The 19,041-nt window shown below is 74.7% G+C and carries 18 protein-coding genes; 7 read left to right on the top strand and 11 right to left on the bottom strand.

Annotated features, from left to right (window positions below; translation table 11 throughout):
• Window positions 1-48: 48 nt before the first annotated feature.
• Entirely contained in the window at window positions 49-1,551 is a 1,503-nt protein-coding gene (locus AB0C73_RS23690) for a hypothetical protein (protein ID WP_362533451.1), read from the top strand.
• Window positions 1,552-1,891: 340 nt separating this feature from the next.
• A complete protein-coding gene (locus tag AB0C73_RS23695; RefSeq protein ID WP_362533454.1) occupies window positions 1,892-3,346 on the top strand; it encodes an alkaline phosphatase PhoX in 1,455 nt (484 codons plus the stop codon).
• Between the two features lie 67 nt (window positions 3,347-3,413).
• Here AB0C73_RS23695 and AB0C73_RS23700 read toward each other — a convergent pair whose 3' ends face one another.
• Window positions 3,414-4,652 (bottom strand): TerD family protein, encoded by a 1,239-nt coding sequence (locus AB0C73_RS23700; protein WP_362533457.1) that lies wholly within the window; start codon window positions 4,650-4,652, stop codon window positions 3,414-3,416.
• Window positions 4,653-4,688: 36 nt separating this feature from the next.
• The gene (locus AB0C73_RS23705) at window positions 4,689-4,928 is read right to left on the bottom strand and encodes a hypothetical protein (protein WP_362533460.1); all 240 of its coding nucleotides are present in this window, start codon (window positions 4,926-4,928) and stop codon (window positions 4,689-4,691) included.
• A gap of 55 nt (window positions 4,929-4,983) precedes the next feature.
• Between AB0C73_RS23705 and AB0C73_RS23710 the strand changes: the two genes are divergently transcribed.
• Window positions 4,984-5,949, top strand: a complete 966-nt coding sequence (locus AB0C73_RS23710; protein WP_362533463.1) for an AraC family transcriptional regulator — start codon at window positions 4,984-4,986, stop codon at window positions 5,947-5,949.
• A gap of 226 nt (window positions 5,950-6,175) precedes the next feature.
• Here AB0C73_RS23710 and AB0C73_RS23715 read toward each other — a convergent pair whose 3' ends face one another.
• Window positions 6,176-6,988, bottom strand: coding sequence for an NAD(P)-dependent oxidoreductase (locus AB0C73_RS23715; RefSeq protein WP_362533466.1), 813 nt, complete (start codon window positions 6,986-6,988; stop codon window positions 6,176-6,178).
• A 193-nt stretch (window positions 6,989-7,181) separates the two neighbouring features.
• Here AB0C73_RS23715 and AB0C73_RS23720 point away from each other — a divergent pair, with 193 nt between their 5' ends.
• Both AB0C73_RS23720 and AB0C73_RS23725 read left to right on the top strand, forming a co-directional pair.
• Window positions 7,182-8,114: a 5-dehydro-4-deoxyglucarate dehydratase gene (locus tag AB0C73_RS23720; RefSeq protein WP_362533468.1), complete on the top strand. Its 933-nt coding sequence runs from the start codon at window positions 7,182-7,184 to the stop codon at window positions 8,112-8,114.
• Window positions 8,111-9,247 carry a hypothetical protein gene (locus tag AB0C73_RS23725; RefSeq protein WP_362533470.1) on the top strand — a complete coding sequence of 379 codons (1,137 nt, stop codon included), beginning with the start codon at window positions 8,111-8,113 and terminating at the stop codon, window positions 9,245-9,247. Before AB0C73_RS23720 ends, AB0C73_RS23725 begins: the two co-directional genes overlap by 4 nt.
• Before the next feature lie 335 nt (window positions 9,248-9,582).
• Here AB0C73_RS23725 and AB0C73_RS23730 read toward each other — a convergent pair whose 3' ends face one another.
• Window positions 9,583-10,782, bottom strand: coding sequence for an MFS transporter (locus AB0C73_RS23730; protein WP_362533472.1), 1,200 nt, complete (start codon window positions 10,780-10,782; stop codon window positions 9,583-9,585).
• 67 nt (window positions 10,783-10,849) lie between these two features.
• Window positions 10,850-11,776 (bottom strand): DUF2867 domain-containing protein, encoded by a 927-nt coding sequence (locus tag AB0C73_RS23735; RefSeq protein ID WP_362533475.1) that lies wholly within the window; start codon window positions 11,774-11,776, stop codon window positions 10,850-10,852.
• Window positions 11,777-11,831: 55 nt separating this feature from the next.
• On the opposite strand from AB0C73_RS23735, the gene AB0C73_RS23740 reads away from it, so the two are divergent.
• Entirely contained in the window at window positions 11,832-12,431 is a 600-nt protein-coding gene (locus tag AB0C73_RS23740; RefSeq protein WP_362533477.1) for a TetR/AcrR family transcriptional regulator, read from the top strand.
• Here AB0C73_RS23740 and AB0C73_RS23745 read toward each other — a convergent pair.
• From AB0C73_RS23745 to AB0C73_RS23765, 5 genes are all read right to left on the bottom strand, one after another.
• On the bottom strand, window positions 12,421-12,855 hold the full coding sequence (locus AB0C73_RS23745; protein WP_362533479.1) for a hypothetical protein: 435 nt from the start codon (window positions 12,853-12,855) through the stop codon (window positions 12,421-12,423). The two genes, AB0C73_RS23740 and AB0C73_RS23745, sit on opposite strands and share 11 nt — an antisense overlap.
• Before the next feature lie 78 nt (window positions 12,856-12,933).
• The gene (locus AB0C73_RS23750) at window positions 12,934-14,385 is read right to left on the bottom strand and encodes a penicillin-binding transpeptidase domain-containing protein (RefSeq protein ID WP_362533482.1); all 1,452 of its coding nucleotides are present in this window, start codon (window positions 14,383-14,385) and stop codon (window positions 12,934-12,936) included.
• A gap of 80 nt (window positions 14,386-14,465) precedes the next feature.
• Window positions 14,466-15,152, bottom strand: coding sequence for a response regulator transcription factor (locus tag AB0C73_RS23755; protein ID WP_362533485.1), 687 nt, complete (start codon window positions 15,150-15,152; stop codon window positions 14,466-14,468).
• Entirely contained in the window at window positions 15,149-16,423 is a 1,275-nt protein-coding gene (locus tag AB0C73_RS23760; RefSeq protein ID WP_362533487.1) for a histidine kinase, read from the bottom strand. Before AB0C73_RS23760 ends, AB0C73_RS23755 begins: the two co-directional genes overlap by 4 nt.
• Before the next feature lie 5 nt (window positions 16,424-16,428).
• Window positions 16,429-17,448, bottom strand: coding sequence for a hypothetical protein (locus tag AB0C73_RS23765; RefSeq protein WP_362533490.1), 1,020 nt, complete (start codon window positions 17,446-17,448; stop codon window positions 16,429-16,431).
• A gap of 105 nt (window positions 17,449-17,553) precedes the next feature.
• Here AB0C73_RS23765 and AB0C73_RS23770 point away from each other — a divergent pair, with 105 nt between their 5' ends.
• Window positions 17,554-18,150 (top strand): hypothetical protein, encoded by a 597-nt coding sequence (locus AB0C73_RS23770; RefSeq protein WP_362533492.1) that lies wholly within the window; start codon window positions 17,554-17,556, stop codon window positions 18,148-18,150.
• Between the two features lie 36 nt (window positions 18,151-18,186).
• On the opposite strand, the gene AB0C73_RS23775 is transcribed toward AB0C73_RS23770, so the two are convergent.
• The gene (locus AB0C73_RS23775; RefSeq protein ID WP_362533495.1) at window positions 18,187-18,957 is read right to left on the bottom strand and encodes an IclR family transcriptional regulator; all 771 of its coding nucleotides are present in this window, start codon (window positions 18,955-18,957) and stop codon (window positions 18,187-18,189) included.
• Window positions 18,958-19,041 lie beyond the last annotated feature (84 nt).

A 19,041-nucleotide genomic window follows, 5' to 3' on the forward strand; every position in this document is an offset into this window, starting at 1 on the left:
ACAGCGCCGGCACCCCCCTGCCGACACCCGCCGAGGAGAACACCCCTGATGGCATCGGACCGCCCGACCCTTCCCCCCGTTCGGCTGCGCGCGGACGCGGAACTCGCGCGGGACGCCCTGGCCGCCCCCCTCCTCACCCGCGCCGTCCGCCTGGCCCGCTGGGCCGGCCCGGACACGCGCGTGGGCGCGGGCGGCGAGCTCGTCGACGAGCAACTGCCCGCCGCCGCCGAGGTGCTCGGCCTGAGCGGGGACGAGGACGGCGAGGCGTACGCGAGCGAGGCGTGGCGGGTCGCGGTCGACACCGGTCTGGTGGAGGTCGAGGACCCGGCGGACGCCGAGGAGGCCGAGGAGGCCGAGGACGGGGCGGGCGGGGCGGACGGGGAGGCCGAGGAGGAGACCGGGAGCGCCCGGCCCGGCGAGAACCTCGCGCTGCTCACCGGCGGCTCGCCCCAGGACGTCCTGGCGATCTGGCTCGACGGCCTGGAGACCGTCTTCGCCGACGCCACCGCGCCGTACGTGGACGACCTGGAGGCGCTGGTCGGCGAGGACGGCAGCATCGACTTCGAGGCGCTCGACTGGGACCCGGAGGGCGAGGCCGACTTCCTGGAGGGCGTCCTCGGCAACCTCTACCTGCTGACCGTCAGCGAGGGCGGCGCGGGCGAGGGCCCGGTGCCGCTGCCCGCGCTCGCCGCGTCGATGGTCGTCCCCGACGACATGGGGGAGCCCACCGACGACGTCCTGGAGCAGGTCTCCGACGCGATGATGCGGCTCGACGAGCAGTTCCGGATCCTGGAGCCGATCGGGCTCGTGGAGTACGAGCCGGTGGACGAGGCCCTGATGGTGGAGGAAGGGGCCGAACGCCCGGACTCGGACGCGCCGTTCGACGAGGAGGACGTGAGCCGTTACGGCCTGGTGCGGCTCACGCCGCTCGGGCTCTACGGGGTGCGTGCGCGGATGCTGGAGGCGGGGCTCGTCGCGCCGGCCGTCGGCGACCTCGCCGGCAAGGGCGCCGAGGCCCTTCTCGACGGCATCGCGCACTACCCGCAGGAGGCCGCCCGCGCCGAGACCACCGGCTGGCTCGCCGGCCGCGAGGCCGTGGCCGCCGCGCGCGAACTCCTCGACGCCGCGCGCGGCACCGACCCGGGCGCCCCGCTCCGCCGCCTCCACGCCCAGCAGGCCCTCTCCCTCGCCGGCCCCGAGGCCGAGCCGGCCGTCCGCGAGGTCCTCGACGACCGCGAACTCGGCGGCCTCGCCCGCGTCTGGCTCGCCGAGCGCGGCGCGGCCGACATCCCGGTCCCGCCGGAGACCCTGATCTACTGGCTCGTCATCGACACCATCGCCGCCCACCTCGACGCCGAGGGCGACCCGGAGGAACTCCAGGACCTCATCGAGGGCCTCACCGCCGGCCACAGCGGCTTCTTCGAGGCGGCCTGGCGCGTCGACCACCCCTCGACGGCCGACGTCCTGGAGGCGATGGGCCGCCTCCACCGCGACAAGCCCACGGCGAAGGAGGCCCGAAAGGCCGCCTTCAGGGCGCGGTCGCGCGGCTGACACGGGCGGGCGGGCCCACCCTCCCGCCCGGCCGGGGCGGCCCCGCCCTCACGTCCGGCCGGGGCGGCCCCGCCCTCCGTTGCGGGCGCCTGCCCGCGGGACGGTGCCCACCCGTTGTGGGACGCCGCCCCCCCCACCACTTACGGGCCTGCGCCCCGCCCGCCGTCGGCGGCGAAGGCGCCCGCCACCGCGCGGCCCGGACCGCGCGAGGCGCCGGTGACGAGTACATTCCGACCGTGGGCGGGCAGGTTCATGGGACATCGCCCTTCCGTTCAACCCACGTTTGTTCGCGGGCGCGACCGTGTCGCCGACACCGGGTGACGACAGGAAGAAGACCGTCATGTCCCTCAACCTCAACCGCAGAGACTTCACGAAGCGGTCGGCCGCCGCCGGCGCGGGCCTCGCGCTCACCGGCGCCGTCGGCGCGCTCGCCACCGCCCCGCAGGCGCTCGCCGCCGACGAGCCGGCCGTGAGCAACGCCCAGGGCCAGGACCAGGACCAGCGGGGCGACGGGCACGGCCACCGCGTCGGCTACGGCCCCCTCGTCGCCGACCCCGAGGGCATCCTCGCCCTCCCCGAGGGCTTCACCTACCGCGTCCTCACCCACAGCGGCGTCACCCGTCTGGAGTCCGGCGAGTCCACCCCCTCCAACCACGACGGCACCGCCGCCTTCGCCGGCCCGCGCGGCACCACGTACCTGGTGAACAACCACGAGCTCAAGGGCCCCCGCGCCAACTGGGCCCACCCGGTCCCGCTCACCGAGGGCCTGGTCTACGACCCGGCGGCCTCCGGCGGCTGCACCGTCGTCGAGGTGCACCGGGACGGCACCGTCGCCGAGTGGGTCGGCATCGCCGGCACCTCCACCAACTGCGCGGGCGGCAGCACCCCCTGGGGCACCTGGCTCACCTGCGAGGAGACCGAGGACCTGGCCGGCAAGAACGGCATGACCAAGGACCACGGCTACGTCTTCGAGGTCGACCCGCACGACCGCCGCGCCAACCGCGCCCCGAAGCCGGTCAAGGCCTTCGGCCGCTACGCCCACGAGGCCGTCGTCATCGACCCCAAGCGCGGCCACGCCTACCTCACCGAGGACGCCTCCGGCCCCAACGGCCTGCTCTTCCGCTGGGTCCCGCCGCAGGGCTTCGAGCACGGCCGCGGCCGCCTCGCCGCTCTCGCCGACGACGCGGGCCGCCTCCAGGCCCCCAAGTGCTACGACGCCGCCGGCTCGTTCGTCGACGACCTCTCGCGCGCCACGAAGATCGGCACCGTGTACGGCGTCGACTGGGTCGACGTCCCGGACCGCGACGCCCGCACCCTGCCGGTCCGCAAGCAGTTCGGCACCGCCGAGGTCACCCGCGCCCGCAAGCTGGAGGGCATGTGGTGGGGCGACGGCGGCGCGTACATCGTCTCCTCGTACGCCCGTGAGGAGAGCCCGGGCACCGCGCACGACGGCCAGGTCTGGTTCTACGACCCCAAGCGCCGCACCCTCACCCTCAAGGTGCTGCTCGGTGTCAACGCCGACCCGGACGTGGACGGCGCCTTCGACGGCCCGGACAACATCACCGTCTCCCCGTACGGCGGTCTGGTCATCGCCGAGGACGGCGAGGGCGTGCAGCACCTCTTCGGCGCCACCGAGAGCGGCCGCACCTACCCGATCGCCCGCAACGACCTCAACGACAGCGAGTTCACGGGCGTGACCTTCTCGCCCGACGGCGACACGCTGTTCGCCAACATCCAGACCCCGGGCATCATGGTCGCGATCACCGGCCCCTGGCGCCGCCAGCCGCGCCGCTGACCCCCGTCACCGCCTCCCCGCCCGTGGCGCGCGCCATTCCCGGCGCGCTCCACGGGCGGGGGCGTTCTCAGAGCGCCTGGGCGGCGGGCTTCACCATGCCGCGCACGGTGCGGGACTTCGCGAACTCGCCCATCGCCGTCATCTCCCACTCGCCGGAGAACTGGCGGATCAGCTTGGCCATCATCACGCCGGTCTGCGGCTCGGCGGTGGTGAGGTCGAAGCGCACCAGCTCCTCGCCGGAGGCCGCGTCGATCAGCCGGCAGTAGGCCTTGGCGACCTCGGTGAACTTCTGGCCGGAGAAGGAGTTGACGGTGAACACCAGTCCGCTGACGTCCGCCGGGAGCCGGCCCAGGTCGACCGTGATCACCTCGTCGTCGCCCGCGCCCTCACCGGTGAGGTTGTCGCCGGAGTGCCGGACCGCGCCGTTCAGGATCGACAGCTTGCCGAAGTAGCAGCTGTCGACGTGGTTGCGCTGCGGGCCGTAGGCGATGACGGAGGCGTCGAGGTCGATGTCCTTGCCGCGGTACGCGGGCTCCCAGCCCAGGCCCATCTTCACCTGGGAGAGCAGCGGGCGGCCGCCCTTGACCAGGGACACGGTCTGGTTCTTCTGCAGGCTGACCCGGCCCTTGTCCAGGTTGATCTTCCCGGTGCCGGCGGGCGGGGCCGGGGGAGCGGCCGGCGGCGCGGCCGGCGGCGCGGCCGGCGGCGCGGCGGGCGGGGCCGCGGGCATCGGGGGAGCGGCGACGGGCGGGGCGACCGGCGCGGCGGCGGGTGCGGGCGCCGGGGTGGCGGCGGGCGTGGGCTCCTCGTCGACGCTCACACCGAAGTCGGTGGCGATCCCGGCGAGCCCGTTCGCGTACCCCTGGCCGACCGCGCGGGCCTTCCACGCGCCGTTGCGCAGATAGATCTCCATGACCACGAGTGCCGTTTCGCCGCCGAGCCGCGGCGGGGTGAACGTGGCGAGCACGCTGCCGTCGTCGGCGTCGCGCAGCGTCGCGGTGGGCTCGATGCCCTGGAAGGTCTGGCCCGCGGCGTCCGGGCTCGCGGTCACCACGATCTTCTCGATGCCGGCCGGCACGGCGGCGGTGTCCACCAGGATCGCGTCCGGCGCGCTGCCGCCGCCGGACCGGTAGGTGACACCGGGGCCCGCGGGCTGGTTGTAGAAGATGAAGTCGTCGTCGGAGCGCACCTTGCCGTTGGCGCCGAGCAGCAGGCCCGAGACGTCGAGCCGCACCGGGGCGGCGACGTCCACCGCCACGCGCGCGGCGGTGAGAGGGATGTTCGAGCCGGGGGTCATAGCGGTCATGACCGGGGTAACGAACGGGGCACCTTTGCCGTTCCCTTACCTTCGCCCGGTTCGGCCACCTTGGTGACGCGGGTGGTTCCGGGCGACCCGCTCGTTGCCGAACTTGTACGAGCCCGTCCAGCGGGCCATCACCAGCTGCGGGTCCCCGGCCCCGGCCTCGGCCAGGAACTTCTGCGCGCGGGCGCCGCGCAGGGTGGCGGCGGCCCGGCCGTGGTGCGTGACGACGACCGTGCCGTCCGCGCGCTGCTCGAAGGAGAATCCCCGTGGCTGTGACATGACGGGCATCCTGCCGTTCCCGGCCGCGTCCGTCATGCGAATATTCTTTCGGACCGTGGGTGGGAGCTCTTTTCGTACGGGGGACGTGGACGAGGCGCGCCAGGAGATCGGCGCGCGGTACTACGCCAATACCCTGGATGTGATCGACACACGGGGCCGGCCTTTCGCAGCCCGTCTGGACACCGTCCGGCTCGGGCCGCTGATGATCGGCGACGTCGGCTGCGGGACCGATGTGCGGATGCGCTTCGGCGAGCTCGGGGCCTTCCACCTCAACGCGCCGCAGGGCGGCACCATGGAGGTGCGCCAGGGCCGGAGCGGTCGCCGGCTGCTCGCGACCCCCGAGGAGGCGATGCTGCTCGACCCCGCGGGGGAGACCTTTCTCGACCGGTGGAGCTGGGACTGCCGCTCGCTTTCGGTCAAGATCGACGCGGCCGCCCTCCGTGACCGTCTCGAAGCGCTCCTGGGCCGCCCCCCTGGTGGCAGGCTCACCCTGGGCACCCGGCTCGACATCACCCGCGGCCCCGGCCTGAGCTGGGTGACCTTCGCCCGGCAGGTCGCGGCCGGGGCGCTCGCCGGGGACGGTCTCGCCGGCCACGAGCTGGTGGCCCGTCCGCTCCAGGAGGCGCTGCTCAACGGGCTGCTGCTCGCCGCCGAGCACCCGTGGCGCGACGAGCTCGCGCACCCCGGCGGCCCGGCCAGGCCCGCGCCCGTGAAGCGGGCGACGGACGCCGTCCGGGCCTGCCCCGAGCACCCCTTCACCACCACCGAACTCGCGGCCCTCGCCCGGGTGAGCGTGCGCCGCCTCCAGGAGTCGTTCCGGCAGTACGTGGGGATGTCGCCGATGGCGTACGTGCGCGAGGTGCGCCTGGAGCGGGTCCACGAGGAGCTCCGGGCGGGCGACCCGGACGGGCTGAGCGTCGGCGACGTGGCCTGGCGCTGGGGCTTCACCCACCCGGGCCGCTTCGCGGCGCAGTACCGGGCCCGGTTCGGCGAGACCCCCTCGCGCACCCTGCGCGGCTGAGCCCCGGCGCCGGTCCGGGCCGTCGGCAGCCGAACGCGTCGCGCTTTGCGGACAGTTGCCGCGCTCCGCGGATCGCGGCGATCTTGACCGAAACGTATCGTCGGAGATGTCCGCGGGCGTCATGCGTCGCCCACGTCGACCCGGGCCCCGGCCGGCTCCCCCGCATTGTCCGGCCGGGCCTGCGTACTTCTCCCGGTCTTCGGGTCTCCCGCTCTCCCGGGCGTGTTCAGTGCGGCCAGCGCGGCGCGTCCTCGCAGAAGTGGCCGCCCATGAAGCGGTCGACGGCGCTGCCGGGCGCCGGGAGGCCGTGTTCCGCGATGATCTTCTCGGCGTACATCTCGGAGTCGTCCTTCGGCTCGTAGCCGAGCGCCCGGGCCGACGAGAGGTCCCACCACTCACGGGTGTTGGCGGAGGAGCCGTACACCACGGTGTGGCCGACCTCCGGCGCGGAGAGCGCCGCGTGGAAGAGGCGCGCGCAGTCGCCCGGGCTCAGCCACAGCGACAGACTCCGCACCGTTGCGGGCTCGGGGAAGCAGGAGCCGATCCGCACCGAGACGGTCTCGACGCCGTGCCGGTCCCAGTAGAACTGCGCCAGGTCCTCGCCGAAGGCCTTGGACAGGCCGTAGTGGGTGTCGGGCCGGTGCCGGATGTCGACGGCCAGCGGCGGCTCGCCCGGCCGCGGCCGCGGGGTGAAGCCGACGGCGTGGTTGCTGGAGGCGAAGAGCACCCGGGGGACGCCCTCCTCCCGTACGGCCTCGTAGAGGTGCTGGAGCCCGACGATGTTCGCCGCGAGGATCTTCTCGAAGTCGGCCTCCAGGGAGATCCCGGCGAGGTGGATCACCGCGTCGACACCGCGCACGGCCTCCCGCAGCGCCTCGCGGTCGGCGAGGTCGGCCTGGATCGCGTCGGGTGCGCCGGGGACCGGGACCATGTCGAGCAGGCGCAGCCGGTAGCCGTACGGGGGCAGCAGCTCGCGCATCAGGGTGCCGATGGCGCCGGCGGCCCCGGTGAGCAGGACGGTTCGGGGTGCGGGATTCAAGGGAGAGATCTCCGTCCGTAGACCGTATTCACGCATGTGGAAGGCACGCCACGCTAGGTACTGCCGGGCACAGCGTCAAGAACACGTGCTGTAGAGGGATTTCGCTTCTTGACCGCTCCGTTGGAGCTGCCTTAGCGTGCTGTCGTTCAAGAATGTGGACAGTAGTCAGAATCTTGTACGACAGGGAGTGCCCGTGACCACACCCCCGCTCGCCGACCGGCTCGACGGACTGCTCTTCTTCCCCGTCACCGCCTTCGGCCCGGACGGCGCCGTCGACCTCGACGTCTTCCGCGCCCATGTGCGCGCCGGGATCGACGCCGGCGCGGGCGCGGTCTTCGCCTGCTGCGGCACCGGCGAGTTCCACGCGCTGACCCCCGAGGAGTTCCGCGACTGCGTCGCCGCCGCCGTCGACGAGGCCGCCAGCCGGGTCCCCGTGCTCGCCGGCGCGGGCTACGGCACCGCGCTCGCGATCCGCTACGCCCGGCTCGCCGAGGAGGCGGGCGCCGACGGGCTGCTCGCCATGCCCCCGTACCTCGTCGTCGCCGACCAGGCCGGACTGCTCCGCCACTACACCGAACTCGCCGCCGCCACCCCGCTCGACGTCATCGTCTACCAGCGCGACAACGCGATCCTCACCCCCGAGACCGCCGTCGCCCTCGCCCGCACCCCCGGCGTCATCGGCCTCAAGGACGGCCACGGCGACCTCGACCTGATGCAGCGGATCGTCAGCGCCGTCCGCTCGGCGGGCCTGGACCTGCGCTACTTCAACGGACTGCCCACCGCCGAACTCACCGGCCTCGCCTACCGGGGCATCGGCGTCCGCCTCTACTCCTCCGCCGTCTTCTGCTTCGCCCCCGACATCGCGCTCGCCTTCCACCGCGCCCTCACCACCGGCGACGACACCACCGCCGAGCGCCTCATCGACGCGTTCTACCGCCCGCTCGTCGAACTGCGCTCGCGCGGGCGCGGGTACGCGGTCTCCCTCGTCAAGGCGGCGGTCCGGCTGTACGGCCTGCCGGTCGGCGAGGTCCGCCCGCCGCTGAGCGAGCCGCACCCCGAGCATGTGAAGGAGCTCGCCGGGATCGTGGAGCGCGGCCGGGCGGTGCTGGGCGAGGAGACCCGGTGAGGGCGGGCGCCTTCCTCTACCCCTGGGACGTCGACGGCGACCCGGCCGCGCCCGCCCGGCTCGCCGCCCTCGGTCTCGACCGGATCACCCTCGCCGCCGCCTACCACTCCACCCGCGCCCTGACCCCGCGCCACCCCCGGCACCGGATCGTCACCGCCGCCCACGCCGCCGTCCTCTACCCGCCGGACCCGGGCCGCTGGCGGGGCCGCGCCCTCGCGCCGTATCCCGCGGGGGACTGGGCGCCCGGCGACGCCTTCGGCGCGGCGGCGGACGCGCTCGCCGGCGCGGGTCTGGAGGTGCGCAGCTGGGTGGTCCTCGCGCACAACTCCCGGCTCGGCGCCGAGCATCCGGACACCTCCGTCGTCAACGCGTACGGCGACCGCTACCCCTGGGCGCCCTGCATCGGCCAGGAGGCCGTCCGCGCCTTCCTGGTCGGCCTCGCGGCCGAGGCGGCGGTACGCCCCGGGACGACCGGCACCGAACTCGAGTCCTGCGGCTGGTACGGCCTCGCCCACCTGCACGCCCACGACAAGACCGCCGGCATCCCGCTCGACCCCGGCGCCCAGTACCTGATGTCGCTCTGCTTCTGCCCCTCCTGCCAGGAGGGTTACGGGAAGCAGGGCGCCGACCCGGACGAGCTCGCCGCGGCGGTGCGGGGCGCCCTGGAACCGGTCTGGCGCGGCGACTCCGCCGCCCCGGCCTGGACCGGCCCCCTCGCGGACGCGGCCCTCGCCTGGCGCCTGACCGCCGCCCGCACCCTCCAGGAGGCCGCCGTCACCGCCGTCCGCGCCGCCGCCCCGCCCGGCTTCCGCGTCCTCCTCCATGCCGACCCCGTCCCGACCCGCTGCGGCGCCAACGCCGGCACGGATCCGGCCCACGTCCTGGCCGTCGCCGACGGCGTGGTGACCCCGGCCCCCCAGGTGGCCGCCTTCGCGCCCCACGCGCGCGTGGAGACGGTCGTCGCCGCCAACCTCACGGTGGTGCGCGGCATGGGCGGCTCGCCGCACACCCTGGCGGCGGACGCCCGCCGGGCGGCGGACGAGGGAGCCACGGAACTGAGCCTGTATCACGCGGGCCTGGCGTCGGAGGCGGACCTGGCGGCGGTGGGGGAGGCGCTGGCCTCGCTGCGCTGACGCCGGGGCGGGGCCAGGTAACGGCAGTGCGCCGCTGGCGCCGCCGACCCGTGGCTCAGCCGATGCCGCAGCCGGGGGCCGCGTCAGGCCGGGCCGGCTCCGCCGGACGCCCCGAGAACGGTCGGCGCGGGGCTCCGCGCGCGCCCTGCCGTCGCGCGGGTGCCGTCTGCGGCCTGGCTGATGCCGTGGGCGGCCCGGGGCCGGGTCGGGCGGGCCCGCGGTTCCGTCGGTACCCCGGGCGGGCCGGGTGTGTGCCTGTCGGCGTTCGCCGACGGCCCGCCATCGCGGGTGCCGTCCGCGGCCCCGCCGGCCGCCGTGGACGGCCGGGGGCCGGGTCAGACTCGTCGAGGGGTGCTCGGCGTGGCCGTCCGCTCGCGCTCGTCCTCGCCCGCCACCCGGCGGCGGCCCACCGCCAGTACCACCGCCCCCAGCAGGCCCGCCACGCCGAGCGCCGGCAGCAGGAGCCGGACGTCCACCAGGGCGGTGAGGCCGGCGCCCGCGGCGAGTGCCACCGCGTTCGGGGCGAAGAGCAGGGTGTGGGCGGTGCCCGCGGCGCGGCCCACCGCGTCCGCGGGGACCAGGCGCTGGACCGCCGTCATCGCCGCGACCAGGACCCACGGAAGGCCCACCCCGATCAGCGCGCTCGCAGCGAGCGCGACCGGGTCGGACAGCAGGGCGCGGGCCGCCGCGCCCAGGGCGAACACGGCAAGGCCGGTGGCCGCGAGCGCCCGCTCCGGGACGCGGCGGAGCAGCGGTCCGGCCAGGAGCCCGGCCGCGACCGAGCCCGCGCCCTGGACCGCGTACAGCACGCCCGCGTACGCCGGGGCGTGCCCGAGGCCCCGGTCCACCACCGCGTAGATCGCGGCGCCGTTGAGTCCCGCGAGCAGCATCGTGAAGCCGCCCGCGAGGACCAGCGGCCGCAGCACGGAGGACTCCCACAGGAGGCGGGCGCCCTCGGCCACCCGGGGACGGTCCCGGCGCACCGGCCGGGCCTCGGGCACCCGTAGGAGCGCGAAGAGGCCCGCCGCCACCGCGAAGGTGCCCGCGTCGAGCAGGGCCACCGGGCCGCCGCCGTATCGCGCGAAGAGGCCCGCCGCGACCAGCGGGGCGACCAGCTTCATGGCCTCGTTCACGGTCATCCGCAGCCCGTTGAAGTCCCCGAGCCGCTCCCGATCGAGCGCGCCCGCCGCGAGCGCCGCCTCCGCCGCCTCGTGGACGGCGCCCTGCGTCCCGTACACCAGGAGCACCACGAAGAGCAGCCACACCCGGTCCGCCCGGTCCACCCACAGCAGCAGGGGCAGCAGCAGGGCCATCGCCGTGTTCAGGGCGACGAGCAGCGGTCGCCGCCGCACCCGGTCGACCAGGGCTCCGAGCAGCGGCCCGAGCAGGGCGGGCGCCCACAGGGCGAAGGCGGTCAGCGCCGCCAGACCGTCGGAGCCGGTCAGGGACTTCACCCAGATCCCGGACACCAGCCACATCGCCGTCGTGCCGAACCCCGACACGAGCACGGCCGTCAGACAGAGGGATACACGCATGGGCGCAGGCTGCCGCCTGAGGTGCCCCGCGCGGATCGGGCGTCTTCCCTATTCCCCCGGATTCCCCCTAGACAGGGCCCCTCAGGGGCGAGGCGGACGCCACCCGGTTGCGCTCGCCGGCCGGGCGGGCCGCGAAGGCCGCGCGGCGGTGCGCCCGGCGCAGGACCCGGCGGGCCAGCAGCGGGTGGACGCGGCGGACGGCCGCGAAGTAGAGGCGGCCGCGGGTGTTGTGCAGGCGGACGGCGGTGGCCAGGGTGAGGGAGTCCTCGCCGATCACCACCGAGGCACGGAAGTCCAGGTGGGAGGCGTCCTCGCCGAGCATCAGCTCGGAGTCCGAGGCGCCCCGCACCGGGAACGGCAGCACGTCCCGCCAGGCCCGGGGGTCGCGGGGCATGCCGGGCGGGAGCGGCATCCGGTAGGCGTCGGCGTAGTCGGGGTCCGGGACGGCGGCGTGCAGCAGCGCGGCCCCGGCCGGGACGGGGACGGCGGCCGGGCGGGCCCACAGGAGCCGGTTGACGAGCAGGGCGCGGGCCGGGCGGCGGGCCGGCGGGTGGGGGAGGGTGCCGAGCACGGCGCGCTCGGCGTTGTCGAAGACCTCCTCGACCATGGTGTCGTGGACCGGCTCGATCGCCAGCTTGAAGAGGACGAACGCCCGGGTGCCCATGGTCAGTTCGAGGACGTGGGTGACCCGGCAGCGGTCGGGCCCGAGCGGCTCGACGTCGAAGCGGTGGTGGCCGGTGCCGAGGCCCTCGCCGGTGGTGTCGAAGCGGATGGAGCGGCCGGGCTCGTAGGCGCCGACCCGGTAGCGGACCCGGCCGTGGCCGCCGTCGGCGCCGACGCCGAGGGGGCGGTCGAGGACCATCGCGGGCCAGACGGGGGTGGGGAACAGCGGGTCGTCCGGCGCGGAGAGCCGGTCGAGAAGGGCGCCGACGGTCTCGGCGGGGGCCTGGACGACCCTCTGGTGGACGTTGCGTACCGTGCGCGTTCCGGGCATGACCGGACCTCCATACGGGAGCGTATGTTCCAACCGTACGGTACCGTACGGAAACATGCACGAGACTCCGGCACCCCCAGTACGACGCGGTGGCGGCGGCACCGCCCGTAAGCGGCTCACCGCCGACGACTGGGCGGACGCGGCCCTCGCCGCGCTCGCCGAACGCGGGCTCGCCGGAGTCGCGGTCGAACCGCTCGCCGCCCGCCTCGGCACCACCAAGGGCAGCTTCTACTGGCACTTCGCCAACCGGGACGCGCTCGTGGCGGCGGCCCTCGCGCGCTGGGAGGAGATGTCCACCGAGCGGATCATCCGCGCGATGGAGGCCGCCGAACCGGACCCCGCCGCCCGCCTGGGCGCGCTGCTGCACGGTGCGACCGCGATGGCCTCCGAGAACCCCCTGGAGGTACGGCTGCTGGCCGCCGGCGACCACCCCGAGGTCGCGGCGGCCCTCGCCCGCGTCACCGAGCGCCGCGTCGGGTACCTCGCCCACCTCTTCGAACTGCTCGGCTTCCCGCCCGCCGACGCCCGCCACCGCGGCCTGCTCGCCTACACCAGCTATCTGGGCCACGCCCAGCTCGCCCACGCGACCCCGTCGGCCGTCCCGACGGACCCCGCCTACCTGGACGCGGTCATGGAGACGCTGCTCAGGCCGTGACCCGCGCCGCCCGCCGGGTCTCGCACCACAGGGCCGCACCCGTCACCAGCGCGCCCAGGCCCTCCCACAGGCCCACGCCCAGGAAGCCGGCCGGGGCGCGGCCGGTGAGGACGGCGAGCGTGAAGACCGAGAAGGTGAGGAGACGGAACGGGACCGTCCAGCGGAAGAAGGCCTTCCAGTCGGCCAGGGCCGCCAGGACGTAGTAGACGCCCATGTTGAGGGCCGCCATGGAGGAGGCCGTCAGAAAGAGCAGGGTGTGGTCGTCCGCCGCCCGGTCGGAGCCGGGTACGGGGGTCAGACCCATGAGGCGGATCGTGGAGTCGGGGGAGACCAGGCCCGCCACGCCGAGCGCCGCGGCCAGGACGCCGAAGACGGCCATGGTCCAGCCGGACAGGGAACGGGGCAGACGCACGTTCGAGAACATGCCCCCTGCATATCGTGCGGCGGGGGCCGGACACCAACCGGCCCCCGCCGTACGTCACTTCGGAGAGCTGTCGCAGAGCTACTTCAGGGCGGCCTTCATCATCTTCTGCGCCACCGGCGCCGCCAGACCGTTGCCGCTGACCTCCGACCGCGCCGCGCCCGAGTCCTCGATCATCACCGCGACCGCGACCTCCTTGCCCGTCGCCGGATCCTTCGCGTACGAGGTGAACCAGGCGTACGGCGTCTTGCTGTTGTTCTCGCCGTGCTGCGCCGTGCCCGTCTTGCCGCCGACCTCCACACCGCCGCCGATCGCCGCGTTGGTGCCGGTGCCCTCCTCGACCACCGTGCGCATCGCACTGCGCAGCTGCCGCGCGGTGTCCGCGGACACCACCCGCTCGGTCGCCCCGTCCTCGTACGTCTGCAACGCGTCGCCGTCGGAGTCGACCACCTGCGCGACCATGTGCGGGCTCGCCATGAGACCGTCGTTCGAGAGGGCCGCCGACACCATCGCCATCTGCAGCGGCGTCGCCGTCACATCGAACTGGCCGATCCCGCTCAGCGCCGTCTGCGCCTTGTCCATCCCGGACGGGTACACACTCGGGTACGCCCGGACCGGCACGTCCAGCTCCTTGTCGTCGAAGCCGAACTTCTCCGCCATCGCCCGCACCTTGTCCTGCCCGAGGTCCACCGCCATCTTCGCGAAGACGTTGTTGCAGGAATAGCGAAGGGCGGTGCGGATCGTCGCGTTCTCGCACGGCGCCGACGCGTTCTCGTTCTTCAGCACCGTCCGGGTGCCGGGCAGCGTGTACGGGTTCGGGCTCGCCGTCGCCGTGTCCACGGAGCCGTAGAGACCGTCCTCGAGCGCCGCCGCCGCGACCACCAGCTTGAACGTCGAGCCCGGCGGCAGCGGCTGCCGCAGCGCCCGGTTCACCAGCGGCTTGTCCTCGTCCGCCATCAGCCGCTGCCACTCCGCGCCGTCCGTCAGACCGGCGATCCTCGACGGGTCGTACGACGGGGTCGACACCATGCCGAGGATCCGGCCGGTCTTCGGGTCGATGGCGACGGCCGCGCCCTTCTTGTTCCCGAGCGCCTGGTAGCCGGCCTTCTGCACCGCCGGGTCGATCGTCGTCACGACGGTGCCGGGCTGCGCCCGCTTGCCGGTGAGCACGTCGAGCGGGTTCTTCAGGCGGGTGTCGGTGCCGTCCAGGACGCCGGAGTAGATGCCCTCCAGCTGGGTCGCCCCGTACGCCTGCGAGCTGTAGCCGGTGACCGCCGCGTACAGCTCGCCGTCCGTGTAGTCCCGCTTGTACGCGAGGTCGCCGCCCTTGGTCTCCTTCGATCCGGTGACCGGCGAGCCGGCCACCACGATGTTCCCGAGCGGCTCGCCGTACTGCGCGATGATCTTCCGCCGGTTGGTCTTCTCGTTCGCGAGGGCCTTGCCTTCGTACGCCTGCACCCAGGTGGCCCGCCCGAGCAGGGCGAGCACCAGGAGCAGCACGAAGACCGAGGCGCGCCTGATCGTCTTGTTCATCCCACTGGCGGGACGACCGGGACGGTACGAGTTGTTCCGGATGCGCCCGGTTTCTCAGGGAACCTTCATGTGATCCCCGGTCAGCCGTTCGGCCGGATGAAGCCCGACTCGTACGCCGCGATCACCGCCTGTGTACGGTCCCGGGCGCCCGTCTTCGCGAGCACCGCCGCCACGTGCGACTTCACCGTCGCCGCGCCCACCCCCATCCCGGCCGCGATCTCCGCGTTCGTCAGGCCCTTCGCCATCCGCCGCAGCACCTCCGCCTCCCGGTCGGTGAGCCGGGCCGCCCAGGGCGCCGCCGCCGGGTGCCGGCGGGCGTGGTCGGCGGCCAGGGCCCGCACGGCAGCCGGGTAGAGCAGCGAGTCGCTGCGCGCGACCAGGCGCACCGCGCTGACCAGCTCCTCCGGCGCCGCCCGCTTCAGCAGGAAGCCGGCCGCGCCCACCCGCAGCGCGTCGTAGACATAGGCGTCGTTCTCGAAGGTGGTGACGACCACGATCCTGGGCCCCTCGGGGCCGGACAGGATCTGCCGGGTCGCCTGGATGCCGTCGACCTCCGGCATCCGTACGTCCATCAGGACCACGTCCGGCCGCAGCTCCCGCACCACCGACACCGCCTCGGCGCCGGTCGCCGCCTCCCCGACGACCTCAAGGCCGTCCTCCGCCTCCAGGATCACCCGCAGCGCGGTCCGCACCATCCGCTCGTCGTCCGCCAGGACGATCCGGACCGGCCCCTTCGGGAGGGTCGGGCCACTGTTCGCGCCGCTCATCGCGCACCCCCGACCGGCAGCCGGGCGGCAAGGCGCCAGCACCCGTCCACCGGGCCCGCCTCGGCCGCGCCGCCGAGCAGCCGGGCCCGTTCGGCCACGCCGCGCAGACCGCGCCCGCCGTCCGGGCGGGCCACCGGAGCCGGGCCGGTGCCGGGCAGCGGATTCTCCATGGTGATCTCCAGTACCTTCTCGTCCCCCGACAGCGCGATCCGCGCCGTCACCGTCTCGTCCCGCGCGTACCGCACCGCGTTCGTCAGCCCCTCCTGCACGATCCGGTACGCCTCCCGCGACACCGCCTCCGGCAGTCCCGCCAGATCCCCGCGCACCGTCAGCGCCACCCGTGGCCCGGCGCCCCTGACCAGCGCGTCGAGCGCGTCGAGACCGGGCGCCGCGAGCTCGCCGTCGTCCTCGCCGCTGCGCAACAGGCCGAGCACGGCGTCCAGTTCGCCGACCGTGCGCCGCGTCGTCTCCTCGATCGCGGTCAGCGCCTCCCGTACGAAGCCGAGATCGCCCGCCCCCGCGTCCAGGACCCGGCGGGCGGCGCCCGCCTGCAGGCTGACGGCGCTCAGCGCGTGCCCGACCGAGTCGTGCAGCTCGCGGGCGAGGCGATGGCGCACCGCGAGCTCGGCGGCCCGCCGTTCCGCGGCGGCGAGCCGGTCGGCCGGGCTCGGCCCGAGCAGCCGGGGCGCCGCCGCCGCGAGCAGCGCACCCGCCGCCGCGGCCGCCGCGGCGAGGGCGAGCAGCATCAGCAGTCCGAGCGGCAGCCCCGCCCAGGCGAGCCACGGTTGGTCCAGATGCCAGAACGCGCCCAGTTCGGACTCCCGCAGCGCGGCCGAGAACGGCAGCGCCGCCACCGTGAGCGCGAACGGCGGCAGCGCCAGACTGGCCCCGCTGACCAGGGCCCCGGTGCCCAGATGGAGCACGAACCAGCCGGCCGTCCGCGCCCTGGCCTCCCGCCCGTGTGCCGGCCCCTCCGCGAACCGGCCCGGCGCCACCCCGCACAGCGCCCGCGCCGCCGCCACCGACATCGGCCGGGTCAGCGGGAACAGCGCGGTGAGCGCGGCGATCGGCAACCCCACCCCGTACGCGCCGAACTGCGCGGGCAGACTGCCGCCGAACGGCCCCGCGCCGCCCGTCAACAGGCCGAGGACCACGGTGCCGACCAGCCAGTACGGCATGAACACCGCGCCGCCCAGGATCAGATGGAGCCAGCGCCGCCGGGCCCGCCGCCCGAACAGCACGCTCCCCGTCGAGCTCCCCGTCGACCTCATCTGCTTCATCCGGTCGCGGACCGGCGGCGCAGCACCACGGCCAGGCAGCCGGCCAGCAGGAATCCGATGATCATTTCGCCAGCGTAGGTGCTGACCATCAGGGCCGTCGGCGCTTTCCCCGGATCGCCCGGCATCAGGGCGACCAGCGACATGTAGGCGCCCCAGCACCCGACCGCGCCCGAGGAGACCCAGGCCAGGGCCATCGCCGTCCGCACCCGCGGTCCGGCCGGGCGGCGCAGCACGAGGGCGAGCGTCGCGGCCGCCGCGACGAGGAGGAAGACGGCGCGCGCGGCGTCCACGACCGCCTTGTCGGCGTCGTATGCGGCGGCGAGGTCGTGGGAGAGGCCGCCGGCCATGCCGCAGGCCCACAGGACGTGCAGTGCGGCCGGGGCGAGGGCGAGGACGGACCCGGCGACGGCGCAGCTCCGCACGACGGGGCCGCCGACGGCGGCCGGCAGCTCGCCGAGGCGCCCGCGCCAGACGTGGCCCCAGCGGTCCCGGGCGTACAGGACGAAGAGGATGCCGAGGTTCAGGCCCTGGACGATGAAGCCGCCGTAGACGACGGGGAAGACCCAGGCGTCGAGGAAGGGTTCGTCGGCCGGCCCGGAGGAGCCGCCGTCCTGCCCGGTGACGAGGGCGACGACCAGCTGGGCCGGGTAGGCCACCATGATCGGGGCGAGCAGCCCGATCGCCGCCCACACCGGGAAGGCGAGCAGCCAGGCCCGCACCCGCAGTCCCCACGGCCGGGTGAGGAGCAGCGCGAGCAGGACGACCATCGCGTCGGCGAGCACGGAGAGGCCGTTGGCGACGAGCATCGCCGTCGGGTGGTCGAGCAGCACGCTGCCCTCGGGGATGCCGATCCTGCTGCCGGCCACCCAGGCGATCTTGAGGGAGATGTACGGCAGGGTGCCGAGCATGGCGAGGACGCGCAGCGTCCGGCGGAAGCCGCTCGCCGGTGCGGGTGGTCCGGGCACGGGTGCCGCGGCGGCGGTGGGGTTCGGGGTCGGGAGGGTCGGTGTCGTCATGCCCTCACGCTCCCGCGCGGCCCCGCCCCGGCGCGTCCTGCCGTACGACGAACCGCCTCCGCCGCGCGGGGGAGAGGGCGGTCACCGGACGTAGCATCGGCGCCCATGGGGATTTTCATCGACGGGGTGATCGAGGCCCGAACGCCCGGCGGGGACTGGGACATGGCGGTCGATCTGCTGGACTTCGACCTCGGCAAGCAGAGCTACGCGCGCGAGGTCCTGTTCGGGTGTCCGGGGGGCCTCGGGACCCTCCGGGCGCTGTTCGACCAGCGTGGACTGCCGGCGGACGCCACCGCCGAGTACATCCTGGACGACGAGGTCAACCACAGCCACTCGTACGCCACCTGGGCCGAGATCCTGGCCGCCGACTGGGACGCGCCGCTCTGCGACGGCCCGGTCGGCCCCTGGGTCGGCGAGTGGCGGCCGGGTCCGGACGGCGAGCTGGTCTTTCACGACATCGTCCGGATCCCGGACGAGGTGGACCGCGCGGCCGACGAGGTCTTCGGCGAGGAGCTGTGCCCGTGGGAGTGGCCGGAGGGCGGTGAGGTGCCACTGAACGGCTCCGTGTACCGCCCGGTCGTCATCACGGCCCGGATGTTCGTTCCGCCGGACGGCGACTGGGCCCCGGTGTGGGACGCCATGCGCACGCTGGCCGCCGCGCACGGGGAGGACCATGTGCGCCTGGTGGTCTGGTTCGGCTGAGGCCCGGGCCTAGCGGCCGGCGTCGGCTGTCAGGTGTCAGAGCCGCCGGGTCGCCAGCGCCAGCCGGTCGCGTGCGTCGAACAGCGCGTCCTTGATGAGCTGTTCGTGCCCCGGGGTCAGCCGGGCCACCGGCACCGAGCAGCTGATCGCGTCGCGGGCCGGGGTGCGGTACGGGATCGCGATGCCGAAGCAGCGCAGGCCCAGGGTGTTCTCCTCGCGGTCCACGGCGTACCCCTGCTCGCGGATCACGTGCAGCTCCTCGATCAGCCGCTCGCGGTCGGTGATGGTGTGCTCGGTGAGCGCGGGCAGAGTCTCCGGCAGCAGCTTGCGGACCTGCTCGTCGCTGTGGGTCGCGAGCAGCGCCTTGCCGAGGGAGGTCGAGTGGGCCGGCAGCCGGCGCCCGACCCGGGTGAACGGGCGCAGATAGTGCTGGGACTGACGGGTCGCCAGATAGACCACGTTCGTGCCGTCGAGCCGGGCCAGGTGGATGGTCTCGGTGGTGTCGTCGGACAGCCGGTCGAGGGTGGGCCGAGCCGCGGCGACCACCTCGTCGCCGTCGATGTACGACGTGCCGACGAGCAGCGCCCGCACCCCTATGCCGTACCGGGTGCCGGTCGCGTCGGTCTCCACCCAGCCCAGCTCGACCAGGGTGCGCAGCAGCATGTAGAGGCTCGACTTCGGGTAGCCGACGGCCTCCTGGACGGCGGCGAGCGAGTGCATGCCGGGCCGTCCGGCGAAGTACTCCAGCAACTCCACGGTGCGCACCGCGGACTTGACCTGTGCCCCACCGGCGTCGTTCGTCGCCATCGCCCTCGCCCCTCGTCGTCCCGCGCCCTCGGGCCCGCTCGGCCTCTTGTTCCCGCCCGGCCCGAGGGAAGCCCCTTGTGGAGA

The sequence above is a fragment of the Streptomyces sp. NPDC048623 genome, from assembly GCF_040650755.1.
GTDB lineage: Bacteria > Actinomycetota > Actinomycetes > Streptomycetales > Streptomycetaceae > Streptomyces.

What these genes read in the sequence shown, in the direction of transcription:
- AB0C73_RS23690 (WP_362533451.1), top strand. Translation starts at nt 49, where the DNA reads ATGGCATCGGACCGCCCGACCCTTCCCCCCGTTCGGCTGCGCGCGGAC.
- AB0C73_RS23695 (WP_362533454.1), top strand. Translation starts at nt 1,892, where the DNA reads ATGTCCCTCAACCTCAACCGCAGAGACTTCACGAAGCGGTCGGCCGCC.
- AB0C73_RS23700 (WP_362533457.1), bottom strand. Translation starts at nt 4,652, where the DNA reads ATGACCGCTATGACCCCCGGCTCGAACATCCCTCTCACCGCCGCGCGC.
- AB0C73_RS23705 (WP_362533460.1), bottom strand. Translation starts at nt 4,928, where the DNA reads ATGTCACAGCCACGGGGATTCTCCTTCGAGCAGCGCGCGGACGGCACG.
- AB0C73_RS23730 (WP_362533472.1), bottom strand. Translation starts at nt 10,782, where the DNA reads ATGCGTGTATCCCTCTGTCTGACGGCCGTGCTCGTGTCGGGGTTCGGC.
- AB0C73_RS23735 (WP_362533475.1), bottom strand. Translation starts at nt 11,776, where the DNA reads ATGCCCGGAACGCGCACGGTACGCAACGTCCACCAGAGGGTCGTCCAG.
- AB0C73_RS23740 (WP_362533477.1), top strand. Translation starts at nt 11,832, where the DNA reads ATGCACGAGACTCCGGCACCCCCAGTACGACGCGGTGGCGGCGGCACC.
- AB0C73_RS23745 (WP_362533479.1), bottom strand. Translation starts at nt 12,855, where the DNA reads ATGTTCTCGAACGTGCGTCTGCCCCGTTCCCTGTCCGGCTGGACCATG.
- AB0C73_RS23750 (WP_362533482.1), bottom strand. Translation starts at nt 14,385, where the DNA reads ATGAACAAGACGATCAGGCGCGCCTCGGTCTTCGTGCTGCTCCTGGTG.
- AB0C73_RS23755 (WP_362533485.1), bottom strand. Translation starts at nt 15,152, where the DNA reads ATGAGCGGCGCGAACAGTGGCCCGACCCTCCCGAAGGGGCCGGTCCGG.
- AB0C73_RS23760 (WP_362533487.1), bottom strand. Translation starts at nt 16,423, where the DNA reads ATGAGGTCGACGGGGAGCTCGACGGGGAGCGTGCTGTTCGGGCGGCGG.
- AB0C73_RS23765 (WP_362533490.1), bottom strand. Translation starts at nt 17,448, where the DNA reads ATGACGACACCGACCCTCCCGACCCCGAACCCCACCGCCGCCGCGGCA.
- AB0C73_RS23770 (WP_362533492.1), top strand. Translation starts at nt 17,554, where the DNA reads ATGGGGATTTTCATCGACGGGGTGATCGAGGCCCGAACGCCCGGCGGG.
- AB0C73_RS23775 (WP_362533495.1), bottom strand. Translation starts at nt 18,957, where the DNA reads ATGGCGACGAACGACGCCGGTGGGGCACAGGTCAAGTCCGCGGTGCGC.